Below are 17,105 nucleotides of genomic sequence, written 5' to 3' on the forward strand. Positions count from 1 at the left end.
CCCCCTGATTGCCGCGATGCCTTTCAACTGTGGCTGAAACACCCTGGTAACGTGCAGTGATGCTGTGCATACTCGTCGTCGGGGGTGGTTGCGAGTGCACAGGTGGGGACCTTCATGCTGCGGATTCATTTCACCGGGAACGATTTGGCAGGGGTGCGGACGGCCGCCCGGCCGGACGTTCTGTGGGAAACGATTCTGAGCTTTCACCGTTTAAGGGACCGGCGCGGCCCCGTCGTCTACGGGGAATGGCGCGCGGACGCCCGGACGCGGCTCGGCGGCGAGACCAGGCTGCTCGCCGCGCTCGTGCCCAGCCGTGGCTATTTCCCCGACTTCCTGACGCCCGCCGAGGGCGTCCACGGGCTCGACGAGGGCCTCCAGGCCATCCGCGCCACCGACCACGGCCGGCTCCGCGACGAGCTCTCGCTCCTCGCCGCCGACCGTTCCGGCGGCCGGACCGTGCCCCACTCGCTGCGCGCCCTCGCCGACGGCGGCGCGGAGCCCTTCGACCGGCTCGTGGGGGCCCTGCGCAGCTACCACCGGGCCGCCATCGAGCCGTACTGGCCGCACATCAGGGCCCGCGTCGAGGCCGACCGGGCCCGCCGCGGCCGCGCGCTCCTGGACGGCGGAGCCGAGGAGCTGCTCGCCTCGCTGCCGCCGATGCTGCGCTGGCGCGCGCCCGTCCTGGAGGCGGACTACCCCGTCGACCGGGACGTCCACCTCGACGGGCGGGGGCTGCTGCTCCAGCCCTCGTTCTTCTGCCGGGGGACCCCGGTGGTGCTGCGCGATCCCGCGCTGCCGCCGGTCCTCGTCTACCCCGTCACGCACGGCGAGACGCCGACCGTCCGCGCGCCCGGCGGCTCCTCGCTCGCCAAGCTGGTCGGCCAGACCCGCTCGGCCGTCCTGCACGCCATCGGGGACGGCGGCACGACCAGCGAGCTGGCCCGCAGGGCCGGGGTGTCGCTGGCCTCGGCCAGTCAGCACGCGGGCGTCCTGCGCGAGGCCGGGCTCATCGCGACCCTCCGCCACGGCAACGCCGTCCTGCACACCCTGACGCCGTTGGGCGCCGCCCTCCTCGGCGGCGCCCAACGGCAGGTCGATCTGCGGTGCTACACGGGTAGATACGCGCGGAACGGGACGGCGGGCGCGTGACGATGCCGGCCTGTGCCGACGCGCGGACGGGCCGGCCGGCCCGACCCGTGACCACGCAGAAGGCGGCCGGCCGACTCGTGACGACGCGGAAGGAGGTTGGCCGGCTCGTGGCTACGCGCGGAAGGGGCCCGTCACCTCGTAGGTGATGCCGCCCGAGGAGCTGCCCGTCGTGCCGCGCTGGCTGGAGAAGTACAGCCGCGTGCCGTCGGGGGAGAAGGCCGGTCCGGTGATCTCGGAGCCGGACTGGCCGTTGATCCGCAGGAACTGCGTGACCACGTCGTCCGGGGTGATGATGCAGATCTCCATGTTGCCGCCGTCCTCGGCGACGTACAGGTCACCGGAGGACGAGCCGGTGATGTTGTCCACGCCGGTGAGCGGGGCGCCGCCGCCGACCACCAGCGAGTCGTCGTAGGCCAGTTCGTAGGTCCCGGCGGCCAGGTTGACCTGCCAGACCCGGTTGTCGCCCTTGGTCGTGAACCAGACGGTGTCGTTCGCGTAGTGGCAGCCCTCGCCGCCGTTGAAGTGCTTCGCGCCGGACACCTGGGTGCGGGTGGTGGTCGGGGAGCCGTCCGGGTCCGGCACGTTCTGCCAGGTGAACGACCCCGAGGTGGCGGTGCCGGCCTTGAGGACCTGGAGGGTGCCGGAGGAGAGGTCGCCCCAGGTCGTGGGGACGAACCGGTAGAAGCAGCCGTCCGTCTCGTCCTCGGTCAGGTAGACCACGCGGCGCACCGGGTCGGCGGCCGCCGCCTCGTGCTTGAACCGGCCCATCGCGTCACGGCGGGTGGCGGTGCCGCCCCAGGGGTTCGTCTCGTAGACGTAGCCGAGGGACACCTCCTCGCAGGACAGCCAGGTGTTCCACGGCGTCTTGCCGCCGGCGCAGTTCTGCCGGGTGCCGGACAGGATGCGGTACGCGCCGGTGATCGTGCCGGCCGAGTCGAACCGCACCGCGCTCGCGCCGCCGCTCGGGTTGATCTCCGAGTTCGAGACATAGATCCAGCCCGTGCCGTCGGCGAAGCAGGCGCCGCCGTCGGGGGCGTTGTGCCAGGCGTACGAGGTGCCGGCCACGGTCTGGCCGGACCGGGCGATCACCCGGCTGGTGAACCCGGCCGGCAGCTGGATGCCGTTCGCGTCCGCCGCGCCCAGCGCCCCGTAGGGGCCGGCGCCGGGCTGGGCCGGGGCCGCGACGGCCGCGCTCTGCCACAGGCTGCCGCCGAAGGCGGCGGCCGAGGTGCCGATGACCGCTCCACGCAGGAAACTGCGTCGCTCCACGTCTCACTCCCGAGAAGGATGGTGATCCGCCCCGTCGTCCGGTCGGGGACGGGGTCGCGCGCTTCAGGAACCTAGGAGTACGGAATTGACTGGGCGTCAACGAGCGGTGAAGCGCAGACGGGCGCCCGCTGTCGGTGCGGGGCGCTAGGTTCTCGGCATGGACGTCGACGCACACCTGCTCGATTCGGTCGCGCTGCCCGGAGCACGTGAACTGGTCTACGGCTGCCCCTTCGAGGAGCGGGGGACGGGCCGGCACCGGGCCCTGCTGCTGCACGGGACCGATCTCGAAGTGCACGAACTGGAGGCGCTGTTCGCGGGGGACCGGGCGCCGGCCGCCGTCTTCCCGCTGCCCTGGCCCGGCTGGGGCGGGGGAACCCACTCGGTCCACCCGGACCTGGCCTTCGCCGCCTTCTCCGGACAGCGGTCGGTGCGGGCGGTGCGCGCCGACGGCACGACCCGCTGGGTGTACGAGCACGCCTGCTGGGACCAGGCGGTCGGCCACCCGCACACCGGCGACGAGCGGCAGGTCTGCCCGGGGAGCGAGTCCGGCTCCAGCGGGGTCTCCCACGACGGCCGCTTCGTCTGGGCCCATGTCGTCCTGGAGGCGGGGGACGACCCCGACGACTACCTGGAGGGCTGGGTCGTCCTCGACGCCGAGGACGGCCGCGAGCTGGCCCGGCTCCCACTGCCGGACAGCGTGGCCTCCGGCTCGTGGCACCTCGCCCACCCCGACGGCGTGCACATGGGCCTGTGCGTCGGCATGGGCCAGGACGGCGTCCTCGTGTACTGGGGGCGCTGGGACGGGCAGCGGCTCACCGTCCACGACGGGCTGAACGACGGGCTCGACCGCATCCTGTTCGACGTCCACCCCGAGCACACCGGATTCCTCACGATCGAGCACAACGGCAACGACCTCCAGCTGCACGCCCTCGACGGCACGGTCCTCGCCGAGAACGAGGACGTCCGCTGGGACCACGCCTGCGGCTTCCTCGACGGCGACACCGTCCTCGCCGCCACCCAGGTCCCGTACGACTCCGATCCCGAGGGGCACGGCACCTGGCTCCTCGACGCCCGCACCCTGGAGAGACGCGGACGCGTCCGCTACCCCTCCGGCCCGGCCGACGTCCCGGTCCGTCCCCTCGGCGACGGAACCTGGCTCACGTACGACACCACGACCGACACCGTCCGCCGCTGGACCGCCTGAGGCCGGGGACCTTCGGCACTGGGGCCCGGTCCCGGCGCGGGGGACACTGGGGGGCATGCGTGCCACCCGGGACATCAGCGACCGCCACGACCTCGACGTGCTGCTGCGCCGCTTCTACGGCGCCGCCTTCGCCGACCCGCTGATCGGGCCCTTCTTCACCGAGATCGCCGGGACCGACCTGGAGGTCCACCTGCCGCGCATCGCCGACTTCTGGGAGCGCGCCCTCTTCCGTACGGCCGACTACGGGCGGGACGCCTTCGCCCCGCACGCCGCCCTCCACTCCGCCCGGCCGCTCACCGCCGCGCACTTCGGCCGCTGGGTGCAGCTGTGGCACGCCACCGTCGACGGGCTCCACCAGGGGCCGCGGGCCGAGCGGGCCAAGGCACAGGGCGAGCGGATCGCCCTCGCCATGCTGAAGCGGCTGGGCGACGGGTCGACGGAGGGCACCGGCGGCGGGTTCGTCCCGCTGGCGGCGCTCGAACTGCGTTCCGTGGCCTGAGCGAAAAGAATCCTCGGAGACCGATGAGTTCCGAGGGGCAGGACCGTCTTACCTCTCGACAGCACCGAACGAGAGAGACGAGAGCGCCATGGCCCCGCAGATGATCTTCGTGAACCTGCCCGTCAAGGACGTCGACGCCGGCAAGGCCTTCTTCGAGGAGCTCGGCTTCTCCTCGAACCCGCAGTTCAGCGACGAGACCACCGCCTGTGTGGTCTTCAGCGACACGATCTTCGCGATGCTCCTCGAAGAGCCCAAGTTCCAGTCCTTCATGGCGCCCGGCAAGGAGATCTCCGACGCGACCAAGACCACCGAGGTCCTGGTCACGCTGAGCTGCGAGAGCCGGGAGAAGGTCGACGAGCTGGCCGACCGCGCCCTCGCCGCCGGCGGCGGGCGGGCGAAGGAGCCGATGGAGATGGACTTCATGTACGGCCGCTCCTTCACCGACCTGGACGGCCACCACTGGGAGGTCTTCTGGATGGACCCGGCGGCCGTCCAGGGCCAGGGCTGACTCAGGCCGAGACGCCGCCGTCGATCACCAGGTCCGTGCCGACGGCCGAGCCCGCGTCGTCCGACGCGAGGTACAGCACCGCCGCCGCCACCTCGGCCGCCGAAGAGATACGGCCGAGGGGCGACTGCTCCTTCATCCGGACCTCCCGCTCGGCCTCCGTCTCGCCGGGCCGCAGCGACATCGTGGACTCCGCCGCGCCGGGGCTGACCGCGTTGATCCGGACTCCGTCGCCGATGTGGTCCAGGGCCGCGGCCCGGGTGATCGCCGAGACCGCCGCCTTGGAGACCTGGTAGCCGAAGACCCCGGGGATCCGGACGTGCGGACCCAGGTTGGACGCGATGTTCACGATGGCCCCGCCGCCGTTCGCCCGCATGTGGGCGACCTCGGCCTGGAGGGCGTGCAGCACGCCCGTCACGTTGACGTCGAGCAGCGTCCGCCAGTCCTCCAGGGGGAGGTCGGCGGCGCTGTGGCCGCCGCCCCGGAAGACCCCGGCGTTGTTCACGGCCACGTCCAGGCCGCCGTACAGCTCGACCGCGCGGCGGACCAGCTCCCGGGTGGACTCGGCGCTCGCCACGTCGGCGGTCACCGCGGCGGCCGTGCCCCCGGCGGCCTCGATCAGGGCGACCGTCCCGTCCAGGGGTTCCGCCGTACGGCCGGCGACGACGACCTTCGCGCCCTCGGCGGCGAAGGCGAGCGCGATGGCCCGGCCGAGACCGGAACCGGCGCCGGTGACGAGGACGGTGCGGTCGGTGAAGCGTGCGGACATGAGGGTCAGCCTTTCCGGTGGAGGTGAACGGTCGCGGCGAGGACGGTGAACAGGGCGGCCGCCGCCGGCGGCGACACCGCGTCGCCGCCGGGGGCGAGCAGGGCGGCGAGCGTGGAGATGAGCGTCGTCCGGACGGCCCCGAGGAGCAGGGGGTCGTGGCGGGACACCACGGCCCGGGGCCGCCGCAACCGTGTCGTGCGCATCTTCCCCCCCTACTGAACTTGACCGTACGTTCCAGAATGAGCCCCGGAGAAAGGGCGCCGTCGTGGGCGCCCTTCCCTCAGTCCAACAGCCCCAGTGCCTGCTCCGCCGCGTCCGTGACCCGGCTCGGCTCGCCGGACACCTTGCCGACCACCCGTATCCCCTGGAGCAGCACGAGCAGCATCCGCGACAGGGCCCGCGGATCCCGGTCGGCCGGGAGCTCGCCCCCCGCGCGTGCCCGGGTGAGCGCCCCGTACAGCAGGGTCTCGATCTGCTCCCAGCTCAGCTCGACCCGGCGCGCGACCACCGTGTCGTGCGGGCCCAGCTCCGCGGCCGAGTTGGTGATGAAGCAGCCGTTCAGGCGCTCCCCGTCCGCCGTCGCCTCGGCGGCGAAGCGGCGGACGAGCGCCCGCACGGCCGGCAGGGCCGGGCCCGGCGCGGACAGCTCCTCGACGATCCGCGGGTCGCAGGTCTCCAGGTAGCGGTCCATCGCCTTCAGGTACAGCTCGTGCTTGTTGCCGAAGGTCGCGTAGATGCTGGCGCGGCCGATCCCGAGGCGCTCCACGAGGTCGGACATCGTCGTCGCCTCGTAGCCGCGCGCCCAGAACAGTTCGAGCGCCGCCTGGAGCGCGGCCTCCGGATCGAATTCCTTGGTCCTGGCCACGAGAGGACCGTACGGCTTTCTGGAACGATCGGTCAAGTTACCTGGTGCGCACCGGATACACCGCCACCGCGACCTCCTCGTCGTCCAGGCAGCGCCCCGTCTCCAGGTCGAAACGCTGCTTCAGGAGCGGCGAGGCCACGAACGGCCGCCCGCCCGCCGAGCCGACGAGCCCCCGGGACAGCACCTGCGCGCCCGTGAACGGATCCCGGTTGTCGATCGCGTACGTCCGGCCCGAGCGGTCCCGGAAGACCGCCGCCTGCCGGCCGTCCGGCAGCAGCGCCGCCACACCGCGGCCGGGCGTCAGCCGGGCCTCCTCGCAGACCGCCATCCAGGAGTCGGGGGAGACGGAGAGCTCGAGTGTCGTCGTCATCGGGAGGTGGCCCCTTCCAGGTTTCCGATCGTGAGAATCGTGAGGTCCGGCTTGATCTGGTCGCGCTCCGGCACGAACCGGACCGACGGGTCCGGCGCCCCCGGCGCGTTCACGAAGGAGACGAAGCGCCGCAGCCGCTCCGGGTCGTCCAGGGTCTGGGCCCACTCGTCCCGGTAGTCGGCGACGTGCGCGGCCATCAGTGCCTCCAGCTCGTCGCAGAGCCCGAGCGAGTCGTGCACCACCACGTCCTTGAGGTGGTCGAGCCCGCCCTCCAGGCGCTCCAGCCAGGTCGACGTCCGCTCCAGGCGGTCCGCCGTCCGGATGTAGAACATCAGGAACCGGTCGATGAGCCGCACCAGTTCGGCGTCCGAGAGGTCCTGCGCGAGGAGGTCCGCGTGGCGCGGGGTCGCGCCGCCGTTCCCGCCGACGTACAGGTTCCAGCCGTTCGCCGTCGCGATGATCCCGAAGTCCTTCGACTGGGCCTCCGCGCACTCACGGGCGCACCCCGAGACCGCCGACTTCAGCTTGTGCGGGGCGCGCAGGCCCCGGTAGCGCAGTTCGAGCTGGATCGCCATCTTCACGGAGTCCTGGACGCCGTAGCGGCACCAGGTCTGCCCGACGCAGGACTTCACCGTGCGCAGCGCCTTGCCGTACGCGTGCCCCGACTCGAAGCCCGCGTCGACCAACCGGGTCCAGATCGAGGGCAGTTGGTCCACCCGGGCGCCGAAGAGGTCGATCCGCTGACCGCCGGTGATCTTCGTGTAGAGCCCGAAGTCGCGGGCCACCTCGCCGATCACGATCAGCTTGTCCGGCGTGATCTCGCCGCCGGGGATGCGCGGCACCACCGAATAGGAGCCGTTGCGCTGCAGGTTGGCGAGGAAGTGGTCGTTGGTGTCCTGGAGGGAGGCCTGCTCGCCGTCGAGGATGTAGCCGCCCATGCCGAGTGTCGGGGCGAGGCTCGCGAGGATGGAGCCGACGGTCGGCTTGCAGACCTCGCAGCCCTCGCCGCCCCGCGCCTCCTCACGCCCGTGCGAGTCGAGCAGCGCCGCGAAGGAGGTCAGCCGCAGGGTGCGGGCGATCTCGTACAGCTCGCTGCGGGTGTACGAGAAGCAGCCGCAGAGCCCCTTGTCGGTGGGGGCCGGCAGCAGCTTCTCGATCGTCTTGACGCAACTGCCGCAGCCCGTACCGGCCTTGGTGCACCGCTTCACCTCGGCGAGGCTCGTGCACTGGCCGATCTCGTGCTTGGTCACGTTGTGGCAGGAGCAGATCACCGCGTCGTCCGGCAGCGCGGACGGGCCGAGCGCCACCGGGGCGCCCGCGCCCGCCGGGAGCACCAGCTGCTCGGGCGAGACCGGCGGCACGGAACCCGTGAGCGGGCGCAGCAGCCCGTACTGCTCCGCGTCGCCGACCAGGACACCGCCGAGCAGCACCCCGTCTCCGGAGACCACCAGCTTCTTGTAGACGCCCGAGCGGGAGTCCGAGTACACGACGTCGAGGCAGCCCTCGGCCGTGCCGTGCGCGTCGCCGAACGAGGCCACGTCCACGCCGAGCAGCTTCAGCTTCGTCGACATGTCGGCGCCGGTGAACCCGTCGACCGTCTCCTCGGCGATCGTCGCCGCCGCCGTCTGCGCCATCTCGTAGCCCGGCGCGACCAGGCCGTACACCCGGCCGTCCGAGGCCAGCGCGCACTCGCCGATCGCGAAGACCGCCGGGTCGGAGGTCCGGCACAGCTCGTCCACGGCGATGCCGCCGCGCTCGCCGACGTCCAGGCCGCAGTCGCGGGCCAGCTGGTCCCGGGGGCGCACACCCGCCGAGAACACGACCATGTCCGTGGCCAGTTCGGAACCGTCCGACAGCTTCATGCCCGTCACGGCGCCGTCCGCCGTCACGACCTCCTGCGTGCCCGTCCCCGTGTGGACGGTCAGGCCCATCTTCTCGATCGTGCGGAGCAGGGCCGCGCCGCCGCCCTCGTCGACCTGCACCGGCATCAGGCGCGGCGCGAACTCCACGACGTGCGTGTCCAGACCGAGGCCCTTGAGCGCGCCCGCCGCCTCCAGGCCGAGCAGACCGCCGCCGACGACCGCGCCGGCCTTCGCCGTCTTCGCGTACTCCTCGATCGCGAGGAGGTCCTCGATCGTCCGGTAGACGAAACAGCCCGTGGCGTCCTTGCCGGGGACCGGCGGCACGAAGGGGTACGAGCCGGTGGCCAGGACGAGCGTGTCGTACGCGACGACCCGACCCGAGCGGGCGGTCACCGTCCGGGCCGCGCGGTCGATCGTCTCGGCCGGGTCGTTCGTGTACAGCTCGATGCCGTGCTTCTCCATGAAGCCGTCCTCGACCATCGACAGGTCCTCGGGCGTCTTCCCGGAGAAGTACGAGGTCAGCTGGACGCGGTCGTAGGCCGGGCGCGGCTCCTCGCAGAGGACCACGATCCTGGCCCGCTCGGTGACGCCACGGTCGGCGAGCGCCTCCAGGAACCGCTGGCCGACCATTCCGTGGCCGACCAGGACGATGGTGGGGGTGGTCATGAGGAGCCTCCGTCGTGGGTGAGCAGGTGGAGCAGGGGGGCCTCGTCGGGCAGGGCCTCGTCGCCCTCCCAGGCCCTTGCGAGCGCGCCGACGGCGGCGAGGTCGCCGAGGAGGACTCCGCCGACGAGGCGGTCGCCCCGGACGACGACCTTGCGGTAGGCGCTGCGGGTGGCGTCGGTGAGCTGGACGACGTCGTCGCCGGGCTGGGGGGTCGTCTCGCCGAACGCGGCGAGGTCGAGGGGTTCGGGGCCGGCGAGGGTGAGGCGGGTGAGGGCGCGGGTGCCGGTGTACCGAGCTGTGGGCGTGCGCTCGGCGGGTGTGGCGTCGGCCGTTGTGGGCATACGTTCCGCAGGGGCGGAACGGGTGGGCACAACGGACGGCACCTTTGCGGGTGCCTCCGCCTCCCGCGCCTGGACCCGCACCGGATGCGCGGGGCCGTCGGGGTACGGGTCGGCACGGAACGCGGAGGCGCCGCTGAGGGCGCCGTCCCGTGTGCCCACCCTCCCCCAAGCTCTCGGCTCCGCTCGAGCAGGGGGGACCCCCATCGCCCCAGCGGAACGATTGCCCACAACGGGCGTGGGCGTCGCCCGCTCCGCCAGCAGCACGTCCGCCAGGACATCGGCCTGTTCGAGCGCCGGGCCGGCCAGGCCGTAGACGTGGCCCTCGTGTTCCGCGCAGTCGCCGATCGCGTGGATGTACGGGTCCGACGTCCGCAGCTCGTCGTCGACCACGATGCCCCGCGCGACCGTCAGGCCCGCCTCCCGGGCCAGGGCCACCCGGGGCCGGACCCCGCACGCCAGGACCACGACCTGCGCGTCGAGGACGAAGCCGTCGGCCAGTTCGACCGCCGTCACCGCCCCGTCCCGCTGCCGTAGCCCGCTCACCCGGCACTCCGTGTGCACCTCGACGCCGAGGGACTCGACGTGCTCCCGGAGCAGCGCCGAGGCCTGCGCGTCGAGCTGGTGCTCCATCAGGCGCTCGCCCTGCTGCGCCAGGACGACCTCCGCGCCGAGCGCCGCGAGCGCCCGCGCGGCGGAGACGCCGAGGAGCCCGCCGCCGATGACGACGGCCCGCACCCCGGGCCGTACGACAGCGCGGAGCTCCAGGCAGTCGTCAAGGGTGCGGAAGGGGTGGACGCCGGAGGGCAGCGCCGCTCCCCGCAGGCCCCGCAGCGGCGGAAGCACCGGGTTGGAGCCGGTGGCCAGGACCAGCCGGTCGTACCCGACCAGCGAGCCGTCCGCGCACTCCACCGTCCGCGCCGCCCGGTCGATCCGTACCGCCCGGACCCCGAGCCGTACCGGCTCCCGGGTCCCGGGCAGGGCGATGACCTCGGGGGCGTACCGTCCGGCGAGGACGTCGGCGAGGAGCACCCTGTTGTACGGGGCGTGCGGTTCCTCGCCGAGGAGGGTGACGGGCAGGCGCTGGGCGAGCCGGGCGCCCGCCGTCCCGCCCCCGACCACCACGATCCGTGTACTCATGACGGAAGCGTGCGGGGCCGGTGTTACCCGTCGGCATCCCGACTGTTTCCCGTACGGAACGCTGATCTCCGTCCGCGGCGGGCGGCGCTGTGAGGCCCGCCAGGACCGCTCCGCGGCCCCCGCCGGATTAACGCCCGGTCAGTCTCGGCTCAAGCCCGCCTTAAGGACGCCGTTCCCGTATACGGGCCGCTCTAGGGTGCCGGACGTGACCACCGAGGCCCGCCACCACCCCCTCCACCACCCCCTCTACACCCCTCTGGCCGTCCCGCTGTCCGAGCGGCCCCCGGCCGAGGCGCCGCCCGCGCCCCCGCTGCGGCTCGCCCCCGACCGGCTGCGGAACGCGATCGCCGCCGGCGCCGGGGCCGTCGCCCTGCTGTGGGGCGTGCAGGCCCGGCCCTCCGCCCGCCTCGACGCGTTCTTCGCGACCGGCGCGCACCTCACCGGCCTCCTCGCCGGATACGGCGTCCTCGTCCTGCTCCTCCTCATGGCCCGCGTCCCGGCCGTCGAGCACGGCGTCGGCGCCGACCGGCTCGCCCGCCGGCACGCGCTCGGCGGCCGGTGCGTCCTCGGTCTGATCGGCGCCCACGCCCTCCTCGCCCTCTGCGGTTACGCCGTGCACACCCGTACCGATCTCGTCACCGCCACCGGGGACCTCCTCGCCTACGGGGCGATCGCCGCCGCCACCGCCGGCACCGGCCTCCTCGTCGCCGTCGGCATCACCTCCGCCCGGGCCGTCCGCCGCCGCGTCCGGCACGAGACCTGGCGGGCGGTCCACCTCGGCGCCCTGCTCGCCGCCGCGCTCGGCTTCGTCCACCAGCTCGCCGGACCCGACCTCGCCGGCGGTCTCCTCACCCGCTGGCTCTGGTCGATGGCACACGGCACCGTCGCCGTGCTCCTCGTCTGGTACCGCATCGCCGTCCCCGTCCGCGCCGCCCTCCGCCACGAGCTGCGGGTCGCCGAGGTCCGCGACGAGGGCCCCGGGGTCGTCTCGGTCCTCGTCCGCGGCAGGGGAGTGGCCCTGCTCCGCGCCGAGCCCGGGCAGTTCTTCCGCTGGCGCTTCCTGCGCCGCGGGCTCTGGGCGACCGCCCTGCCGTTCTCGCTCTCCGCGCCCGTCCGCGACGACACCCTGCGGATCACCGTGAAGGCGCTCGGCGACCACACCCGCCGGATCCGCCGGCTGCGCCCCGGCACCCGCGTCCTCGCCTCCGGCCCCTTCGGCGCGCTCACCGCCCACCGCCGCACCCGCCGCAAGGTCCTGCTGCTCGCCGGAGGGGTCGGCATCACCCCGCTGCGCGCCCTCTTCGAGACGCTGCCCGGCGGACCCGGCGACGTGACCCTCCTCTACCGGGCCTCCGACGCGACCGGTCTCGTCCTGCGCGCCGAGCTGGAGACCATCGCCCGCGAACGGCAGGCCGCCCTGCACTTCCTCCTCGGCCCCTCGGACGGGGCCTTCGACCCCCTCGCGCCGCGCGCGCTGCGCCACCTCGTGCCCGAACTCGCCGCCCACGACGTGTACCTGTGCGGACCGCCCGCGATGGCCCGCGCGGCGACCGCCTCCCTGCTCAGGGCCGGGGTGCCGGCCTCCCGCATCCACAGCGAGGACTTCGACCATGCCGCCTAGACACCGGGCCCCGCGCCCCGCGGAGCGCGCCCGCCGGCGGCTCGCCGCCGCGCTCCTCGGCACCGGGGCGCTCGCCGCGACCCTGCTCACCGCCGTCGTCACCCCGGCGGCCCCGCCCGCCCCCGACCGGGAACCGGGCGCCGCAAGCTCAGACGTAGCTCAACGATCAGCGGATTGATGGACGGCGCAACGATCTCCTCCCTAGGCTCACGGCCATGCCCGAGATCTCGCTGACCGCCCTCGTCCTGCTCTGCCTCGCCGCACTCGTGGCCGGCTGGATCGACGCCGTGGTGGGAGGTGGCGGGCTGCTCCTGCTGCCCGCCCTGCTGCTCGGGCTGCCGCACGTCCCGGCCGCGCAGATCCTCGGCACCAACAAGGCCGTCGCCATCGTGGGCACCACCGGGGCCGCCGTCACCTATGTCCGCAAGGCGCCCGTGCAGGTGTGGACGGCGGTACGGATCGGGCTGGCGGCCCTCGCCGGCTCCATGGGCGGCGCGTTCTTCGCGGCCGGGATCAGCAGCGACGTCCTGCGCCCGGTGATCATGGTGGTGCTGCTCGCGGTCGCGGCCTTCGTGATGCTGCGGCCCTCCTTCGGCGCGAAGAACGAGGGGGAGGAGCGGGCGCCGCTGACCCGGGCGCGGATCATGACCGCGATCGTGGTCGTCGGCGGCGGGATCGGCTTCTACGACGGGCTGTTCGGGCCCGGCACCGGCACGTTCCTCGTGCTCGCGCTGACCGCCGTGCTGCACCTCGACCTGGTGACGGCCTCGGCCACCGCGAAGATCGTCAACGTCTGCACCAACGCGGGTGCGCTCGCCATGTTCGCCTACCAGGGCAGCGTGTACTGGCAGCTGGCGGCCGTCATGGCCGTCTTCAACCTGGTCGGCGGGACGGTCGGCGCGCGGATGGCGCTGAGCAAGGGCGCCGAGTTCGTCCGCGGGGTGCTGCTGGTCGTGGTGCTCTCGCTGGTCGCGAAGCTGGCCTTCGACCAGTGGGCGTGAGGCCGCGCCTGGGCCGGGCTTCGTGCGCGTGGGCCCGGGGTCTCACTTCACCCCGATGAGGTGGCCGAAGGCGACCACGTTCCCCTGGTAGCCGTTCTTCTTCGAGAAGCCGCCGCCGCAGGTGATCACCCGGATCTCGGCCCGGTCGGCCTCGGCGTACACCTTGTCGCTGGGGAAGTTCTTGTTGTAGTACACCTCGATCGCGTCGACCGTGAAGACGGCCGTCTTCCCGTCCTCCCGGTCCACCTCGATCCGGTGGCCCTTCTTGAGCGCGCCCAGCGTGTAGAAGACGGCGGGCCCGTCGGCGTTGTCGACATGCCCGGCGACGATCGCGGTGCCCTTGGCGCCGGGCGTGGTGCCGTCCCCGTACCAGCCGGCCATGTTCCGGTTCGAGGCCGGCGGCACGTCGAGCGCGCCGTTCTCCGCGAGGCCGAGCCGCATCATCGGGGTGTCCACGTCGGTCTCGGGGATCCGCAGCCGGACCGGCGGCGAGGGCGGCAGCGGGTCGGCGGCGGCGTCGGTGTGCACGCTCGGCCCGGCGGCGAAGGCCTGCGCGGCCGACGGCACGGGCGGGGTGACGTTCTCCGAGCCGTTCTGCACGAGCCAGAGTCCGGCGCAGACCGCCACGGCTATGCCCCAGCCCTTGGTCCTGTTGCTGCTCACCTGGTTTCCCTCGGTCGCTTCGTGGGTGTTTCCCTGCCGGGTGTGGCCCTGCCCCCGCCGGGCCGTGTGCGGGCGCGCGGCGGGGGCAGGACGGGCGGTGGTCTCAGTGGCCCTGCGCGCCGCTCGCCCGGCGGCGCAGGAGCACGACCCCGCCGACGGCAGCCGCGGCCAGCACCGCCGCGCCTGCCGTGACCTGGGCGGTGTCGGGGCCGACGCTGCCCCCGACACCGGTTTGGACGTGGCCGCTGGGACTCCGGTGCTTGACCCACAGGTCACCCCGGGCGGTCTTGCCGTTGTCGCAGGCCACGCTGATCCCGTAGGAGCCGGCCTTGACGTGCTCCGGCACCCTGAACTGTCCGACCACGACTTCCTTGTGCGTGCTCGGGCTCAGCTGGAACTCGCCCGCGCCGAGCGAGTTCGCGTCCCCGACGCCGTGGCCGTGCTTGCCGCAGGCGAGCGTGTTCACGGTGACGGTCTCGCCCGGGGACGCGGACGAGGGGAAGATCTCCAGCGACTCGTGGTTCCCGCCCGACTCGTGGCTCTCGTTGCTCCACTCCTGGTTGTCGTTCGCGTACGCAGCGGGGGCGCCGAACGCCCCGATCGCGAGGACCGCCAGCGCGGTACCGGTGAACAGGCGGGCAGTGGTGCGCATGGGGGTCCTCCGGGGCGCGCGAGCGGTCATGCCGGCTGGTCCTGCCGGGAGGGACATCCCGGAGCCGGACCTTCTAAGACCGAGATAAGAGCCGCGCCGCGCACCCCGCCTGCTGATGGGGCATCAGGACGGGGCCGTTCGATACGGTGTGTCGGCTGGATTCCGAACGTTTCCGCAGGTCAGGGTCGATATGGGGGGTCATCTGACGGTCCGTGCCGAACGGGTGAGCGCCGGAGTCCGTGGCCGAGGGCTGAGCGCCGGAGCGCAGGCAGGCCGCCGGTGGGTGCCGGCGCCCGCCCCTGGCCGACGGGTGAGTGCCGGCGCGCCCTGGCCGACGGGTCAGCGCCGGAGCACGCCCCCGGGCTATCCGATCCCCGTCAGCCCGCCGATCGCCGCCACCGCCCATTCCTGCGCCCCCGCCGCCGTCCCGGCCGCGACCCCCGTCGCGACCGGCGCGAGGGCGCCCCGCAGGCCGGTGAGCGCGCGGCGCAGCCGGCCCGCCTCGACGGGTTCGGGTCCCGTGATCTCCGCCAGGACCTCCTCGGCCGCCTGCCGGGTGTCCTCGCGGTCCTGCTCGGCGAGGCCGGCCCGGGGGAGCTCCCGGAGGAGTTCGTTCACCCGCTCGGCGAGCGTCTCGTACCCCGGTGCGACCGTGCCGTTGCTCTGCTGGTTCTGCGTGACGGTCTCGTTGTTCCACGCGAACTGGGCGTTCGAGACCTGACCGCCGTGGAAGACGGGGCCCTCGTAGTGGTGCACCTCCTGCGGCTCGTCGGTGTTCTCCGGGTCCTGTGCCTGCTGCGGGTCGCTCATCTGTGGGAACCGTCCCCTTCGGTGTCGGTCTCGGTCTTGTTCTGGACGACGTGGGTGTTGCCCCAGGCCATCTGGACGTCCTGGACCGGGCCGTTGAAGACCGGCCCGTTGAAGATGTTGACGATCCGCGGGGGCGGCCCGGCCGGCTTCTCCGCGTGCCGCAGGATCCTGAGCGAGGTCCGCAGCCCGGCCGTGTCCACCCGGCCGTTGCCCACGAGGGCCGCCCCGCGGGAGCCGTTCACCGCGCAGTCCACCAGCTGTCCGCCGGCCTCCCCGTCGAAGCTCGCTCCCGCGACCGCGCACTCCGTGAACTCGCTCCCGGCGATGTCCACGTGGGCGGACCCCGTGGCGTACACCCCGAGCGCCTCCGAACCGGTCACGGTGAGGTTCCGCGCGAAGAGCAGCCCGCTGTCGAGGGCGGCCGCCCCGCAGCCGCTCACCGCCGTGACGGTGCTGTCGGTGACGCGGATCTGCGACTCCTCGCAGACGCCGAACCCCAGGGCGCCCCGGTCCACCCGCACCTGCGCGAGCGTGACGCGGGACTGGCCGCCCGTGGCCACCGCCGCCAGGGCGACGTCGCGGAAGACCGTGTCGGTGACCTCGGCGGTCGTGCCTCCGTTGCCCCGGACCTCCAGGCCGGCCTGGCAGCGCTCCACCCGCAGGTGCGCGAAGACGGCCCCGGCCTCGTCCAGGACCCGGAGCGCGGCGTTCGGCAGGTCCTCGACCGAGGTGCCGGTGAAGCGGCCCAGGCCGCCCTCGGTCACGGCGATGCCGACGTTGCCTCCCACGACACGGCAGCCGTGCACCTCCGGCGCGCCGCCCTCGGTCGAGAACACCGAGACGTTCCCCGCGTTCAGGACCTCGCAGTCCTCGAAGCGCCCCCTGGCCCCGGACTGGACGTTGATGCCGGTGTCCCGGCAGTCGGTGAGGACGCAGCCGCGCACCAGGGGGTCCGCCCCGCTCGCGGCGGCGATCCCGTGCCGGGCGTCCGTGACGCGCGTGCGGTCGACGGAGCCCCGGGACTGCTCGGTGAACATGATCCCCTCCGCGTGCACGGCGGTGATCGCGCAGTCCGCCACCGTGAGGCGCGCCCGGGCGTCCGCCACGAGCGCCGCCTGACCGGTGCCGGTCAGCTCACAGCCGAGGACCTCGGCCTGGGCGTCGCTGACGCGCACGCCGTGGATCCGGCTGCCCTCGATCCGGCTGCCCCGGACCGAGACGCGGGCCCCGTCGATCACGGCGACCGCGTTGTCCGCGGCATCGGTGAACCGGCACCGCTCGACGAGCCCCGTGCCGCCGGAGAAGAGCGTCCGGCCGTGCGCGACCGCGCTGTCCCGCAGGGTGACGGAGGTGCCCGGCCGGGCGTGCAGCGCGACGCCGCCGTGGGCCCGGATCTCCGTGTGCTCAAGGGTCAGCGTCCCCGTGTGACAGCCGACGACGTCCGCCTCGCGTCCGGCCAGGACGAGCCCGTGGACCTGGACCGGTCCGAAGGCGTCCAGGGCCGCGCCCCGGGCCCGGCCGACCAGGACGGTGCCGGGGCCCTCGGCCGCGACCAGCCGCACCTCGCCGCGGACGGTGAGCGCCTCCTCGTACCGCCCGGGCGCGATCTCGATCAGTGCCGCACGGCCTCGTGCGGCCGCCGCGCGGAGCGCCGACGTGATGTCGGGGTGGGCCCGACGGCCCCCGCGTGGCGAGACGACGTATCTCGCGACCATCTCGTGT

18 protein-coding genes are annotated in these 17,105 nt (G+C 73.6%); 7 read left to right on the forward strand and 11 right to left on the reverse strand.

All coding sequences use genetic code 11. The features are described 5' to 3' along the window. Positions 1-114: 114 nt before the first annotated feature. Complete coding sequence (locus tag ABT041_RS12835; protein ID WP_351183175.1) at positions 115-1,149, forward strand: ArsR/SmtB family transcription factor; 1,035 nt, start codon at positions 115-117, stop codon at positions 1,147-1,149. A gap of 111 nt (positions 1,150-1,260) precedes the next feature. Here the strand turns inward: ABT041_RS12835 and ABT041_RS12840 are convergent, their stop codons facing one another. Next, positions 1,261-2,418 (reverse strand): PhoX family protein, encoded by a 1,158-nt coding sequence (locus ABT041_RS12840; protein WP_351183177.1) that lies wholly within the window; start codon positions 2,416-2,418, stop codon positions 1,261-1,263. 157 nt (positions 2,419-2,575) lie between these two features. Here ABT041_RS12840 and ABT041_RS12845 point away from each other — a divergent pair, with 157 nt between their 5' ends. The 3 genes from ABT041_RS12845 (at position 2,576) to ABT041_RS12855 (ending at position 4,629) form a co-directional block, all read left to right on the forward strand. Continuing rightward, the gene (locus tag ABT041_RS12845) at positions 2,576-3,622 is read left to right on the forward strand and encodes a hypothetical protein (protein WP_351183179.1); all 1,047 of its coding nucleotides are present in this window, start codon (positions 2,576-2,578) and stop codon (positions 3,620-3,622) included. A gap of 55 nt (positions 3,623-3,677) precedes the next feature. Then, the gene (locus ABT041_RS12850) at positions 3,678-4,121 is read left to right on the forward strand and encodes a group III truncated hemoglobin (protein ID WP_351183181.1); all 444 of its coding nucleotides are present in this window, start codon (positions 3,678-3,680) and stop codon (positions 4,119-4,121) included. Positions 4,122-4,209: 88 nt separating this feature from the next. Continuing rightward, entirely contained in the window at positions 4,210-4,629 is a 420-nt protein-coding gene (locus ABT041_RS12855; protein WP_351183183.1) for a VOC family protein, read from the forward strand. A 1-nt stretch (position 4,630) separates the two neighbouring features. Here ABT041_RS12855 and ABT041_RS12860 read toward each other — a convergent pair whose 3' ends face one another. From ABT041_RS12860 to ABT041_RS12885, 6 genes are all read right to left on the reverse strand, one after another. Further along, on the reverse strand, positions 4,631-5,395 hold the full coding sequence (locus ABT041_RS12860; RefSeq protein ID WP_351183185.1) for an SDR family NAD(P)-dependent oxidoreductase: 765 nt from the start codon (positions 5,393-5,395) through the stop codon (positions 4,631-4,633). A 5-nt stretch (positions 5,396-5,400) separates the two neighbouring features. Beyond that, positions 5,401-5,598, reverse strand: coding sequence for a hypothetical protein (locus ABT041_RS12865; protein ID WP_351183187.1), 198 nt, complete (start codon positions 5,596-5,598; stop codon positions 5,401-5,403). 77 nt (positions 5,599-5,675) lie between these two features. Next, the gene (locus ABT041_RS12870; protein WP_351183189.1) at positions 5,676-6,260 is read right to left on the reverse strand and encodes a TetR/AcrR family transcriptional regulator; all 585 of its coding nucleotides are present in this window, start codon (positions 6,258-6,260) and stop codon (positions 5,676-5,678) included. Between the two features lie 37 nt (positions 6,261-6,297). Continuing rightward, positions 6,298-6,630 carry a nitrite reductase small subunit NirD gene (gene nirD, locus ABT041_RS12875; RefSeq protein ID WP_351183191.1) on the reverse strand — a complete coding sequence of 111 codons (333 nt, stop codon included), beginning with the start codon at positions 6,628-6,630 and terminating at the stop codon, positions 6,298-6,300. After that, the gene (gene nirB / locus ABT041_RS12880; RefSeq protein WP_351183193.1) at positions 6,627-9,158 is read right to left on the reverse strand and encodes a nitrite reductase large subunit NirB; all 2,532 of its coding nucleotides are present in this window, start codon (positions 9,156-9,158) and stop codon (positions 6,627-6,629) included. Before nirB ends, nirD begins: the two co-directional genes overlap by 4 nt. Beyond that, on the reverse strand, positions 9,155-10,636 hold the full coding sequence (locus ABT041_RS12885) for an NAD(P)/FAD-dependent oxidoreductase (protein WP_351183195.1): 1,482 nt from the start codon (positions 10,634-10,636) through the stop codon (positions 9,155-9,157). Before ABT041_RS12885 ends, nirB begins: the two co-directional genes overlap by 4 nt. A gap of 205 nt (positions 10,637-10,841) precedes the next feature. Between ABT041_RS12885 and ABT041_RS12890 the strand changes: the two genes are divergently transcribed. The 3 genes from ABT041_RS12890 to ABT041_RS12900 are packed head-to-tail and all read left to right on the forward strand — an operon-like array spanning position 10,842 to position 13,258. Next, complete coding sequence (locus tag ABT041_RS12890) at positions 10,842-12,257, forward strand: ferredoxin reductase family protein (protein WP_351183197.1); 1,416 nt, start codon at positions 10,842-10,844, stop codon at positions 12,255-12,257. Next, on the forward strand, positions 12,247-12,435 hold the full coding sequence (locus ABT041_RS12895) for a hypothetical protein (protein WP_351183199.1): 189 nt from the start codon (positions 12,247-12,249) through the stop codon (positions 12,433-12,435). Before ABT041_RS12890 ends, ABT041_RS12895 begins: the two co-directional genes overlap by 11 nt. A gap of 37 nt (positions 12,436-12,472) precedes the next feature. Then, entirely contained in the window at positions 12,473-13,258 is a 786-nt protein-coding gene (locus ABT041_RS12900; RefSeq protein ID WP_351183201.1) for a sulfite exporter TauE/SafE family protein, read from the forward strand. A gap of 42 nt (positions 13,259-13,300) precedes the next feature. Here the strand turns inward: ABT041_RS12900 and ABT041_RS12905 are convergent, their stop codons facing one another. The 4 genes from ABT041_RS12905 to ABT041_RS12920 form a co-directional block, all read right to left on the reverse strand. Then, positions 13,301-13,921, reverse strand: coding sequence for a class F sortase (locus tag ABT041_RS12905; RefSeq protein WP_351183203.1), 621 nt, complete (start codon positions 13,919-13,921; stop codon positions 13,301-13,303). Between the two features lie 103 nt (positions 13,922-14,024). Then, positions 14,025-14,573: a GVDTG sorting domain-containing protein gene (locus ABT041_RS12910; protein WP_351183205.1), complete on the reverse strand. Its 549-nt coding sequence runs from the start codon at positions 14,571-14,573 to the stop codon at positions 14,025-14,027. A 363-nt stretch (positions 14,574-14,936) separates the two neighbouring features. Continuing rightward, the gene (locus ABT041_RS12915; protein WP_351183207.1) at positions 14,937-15,383 is read right to left on the reverse strand and encodes a hypothetical protein; all 447 of its coding nucleotides are present in this window, start codon (positions 15,381-15,383) and stop codon (positions 14,937-14,939) included. Further along, entirely contained in the window at positions 15,380-17,098 is a 1,719-nt protein-coding gene (locus ABT041_RS12920; RefSeq protein ID WP_351183209.1) for a right-handed parallel beta-helix repeat-containing protein, read from the reverse strand. The genes ABT041_RS12915 and ABT041_RS12920 overlap by 4 nt, the downstream gene beginning before the upstream one ends. Between the last annotated feature and the right edge of the window lie 7 nt (positions 17,099-17,105).

Origin of the sequence: Streptomyces sp. NPDC002825 (assembly GCF_040295385.1) — a bacterium.
Taxonomy (GTDB): Bacteria; Actinomycetota; Actinomycetes; order Streptomycetales; family Streptomycetaceae; genus Streptomyces.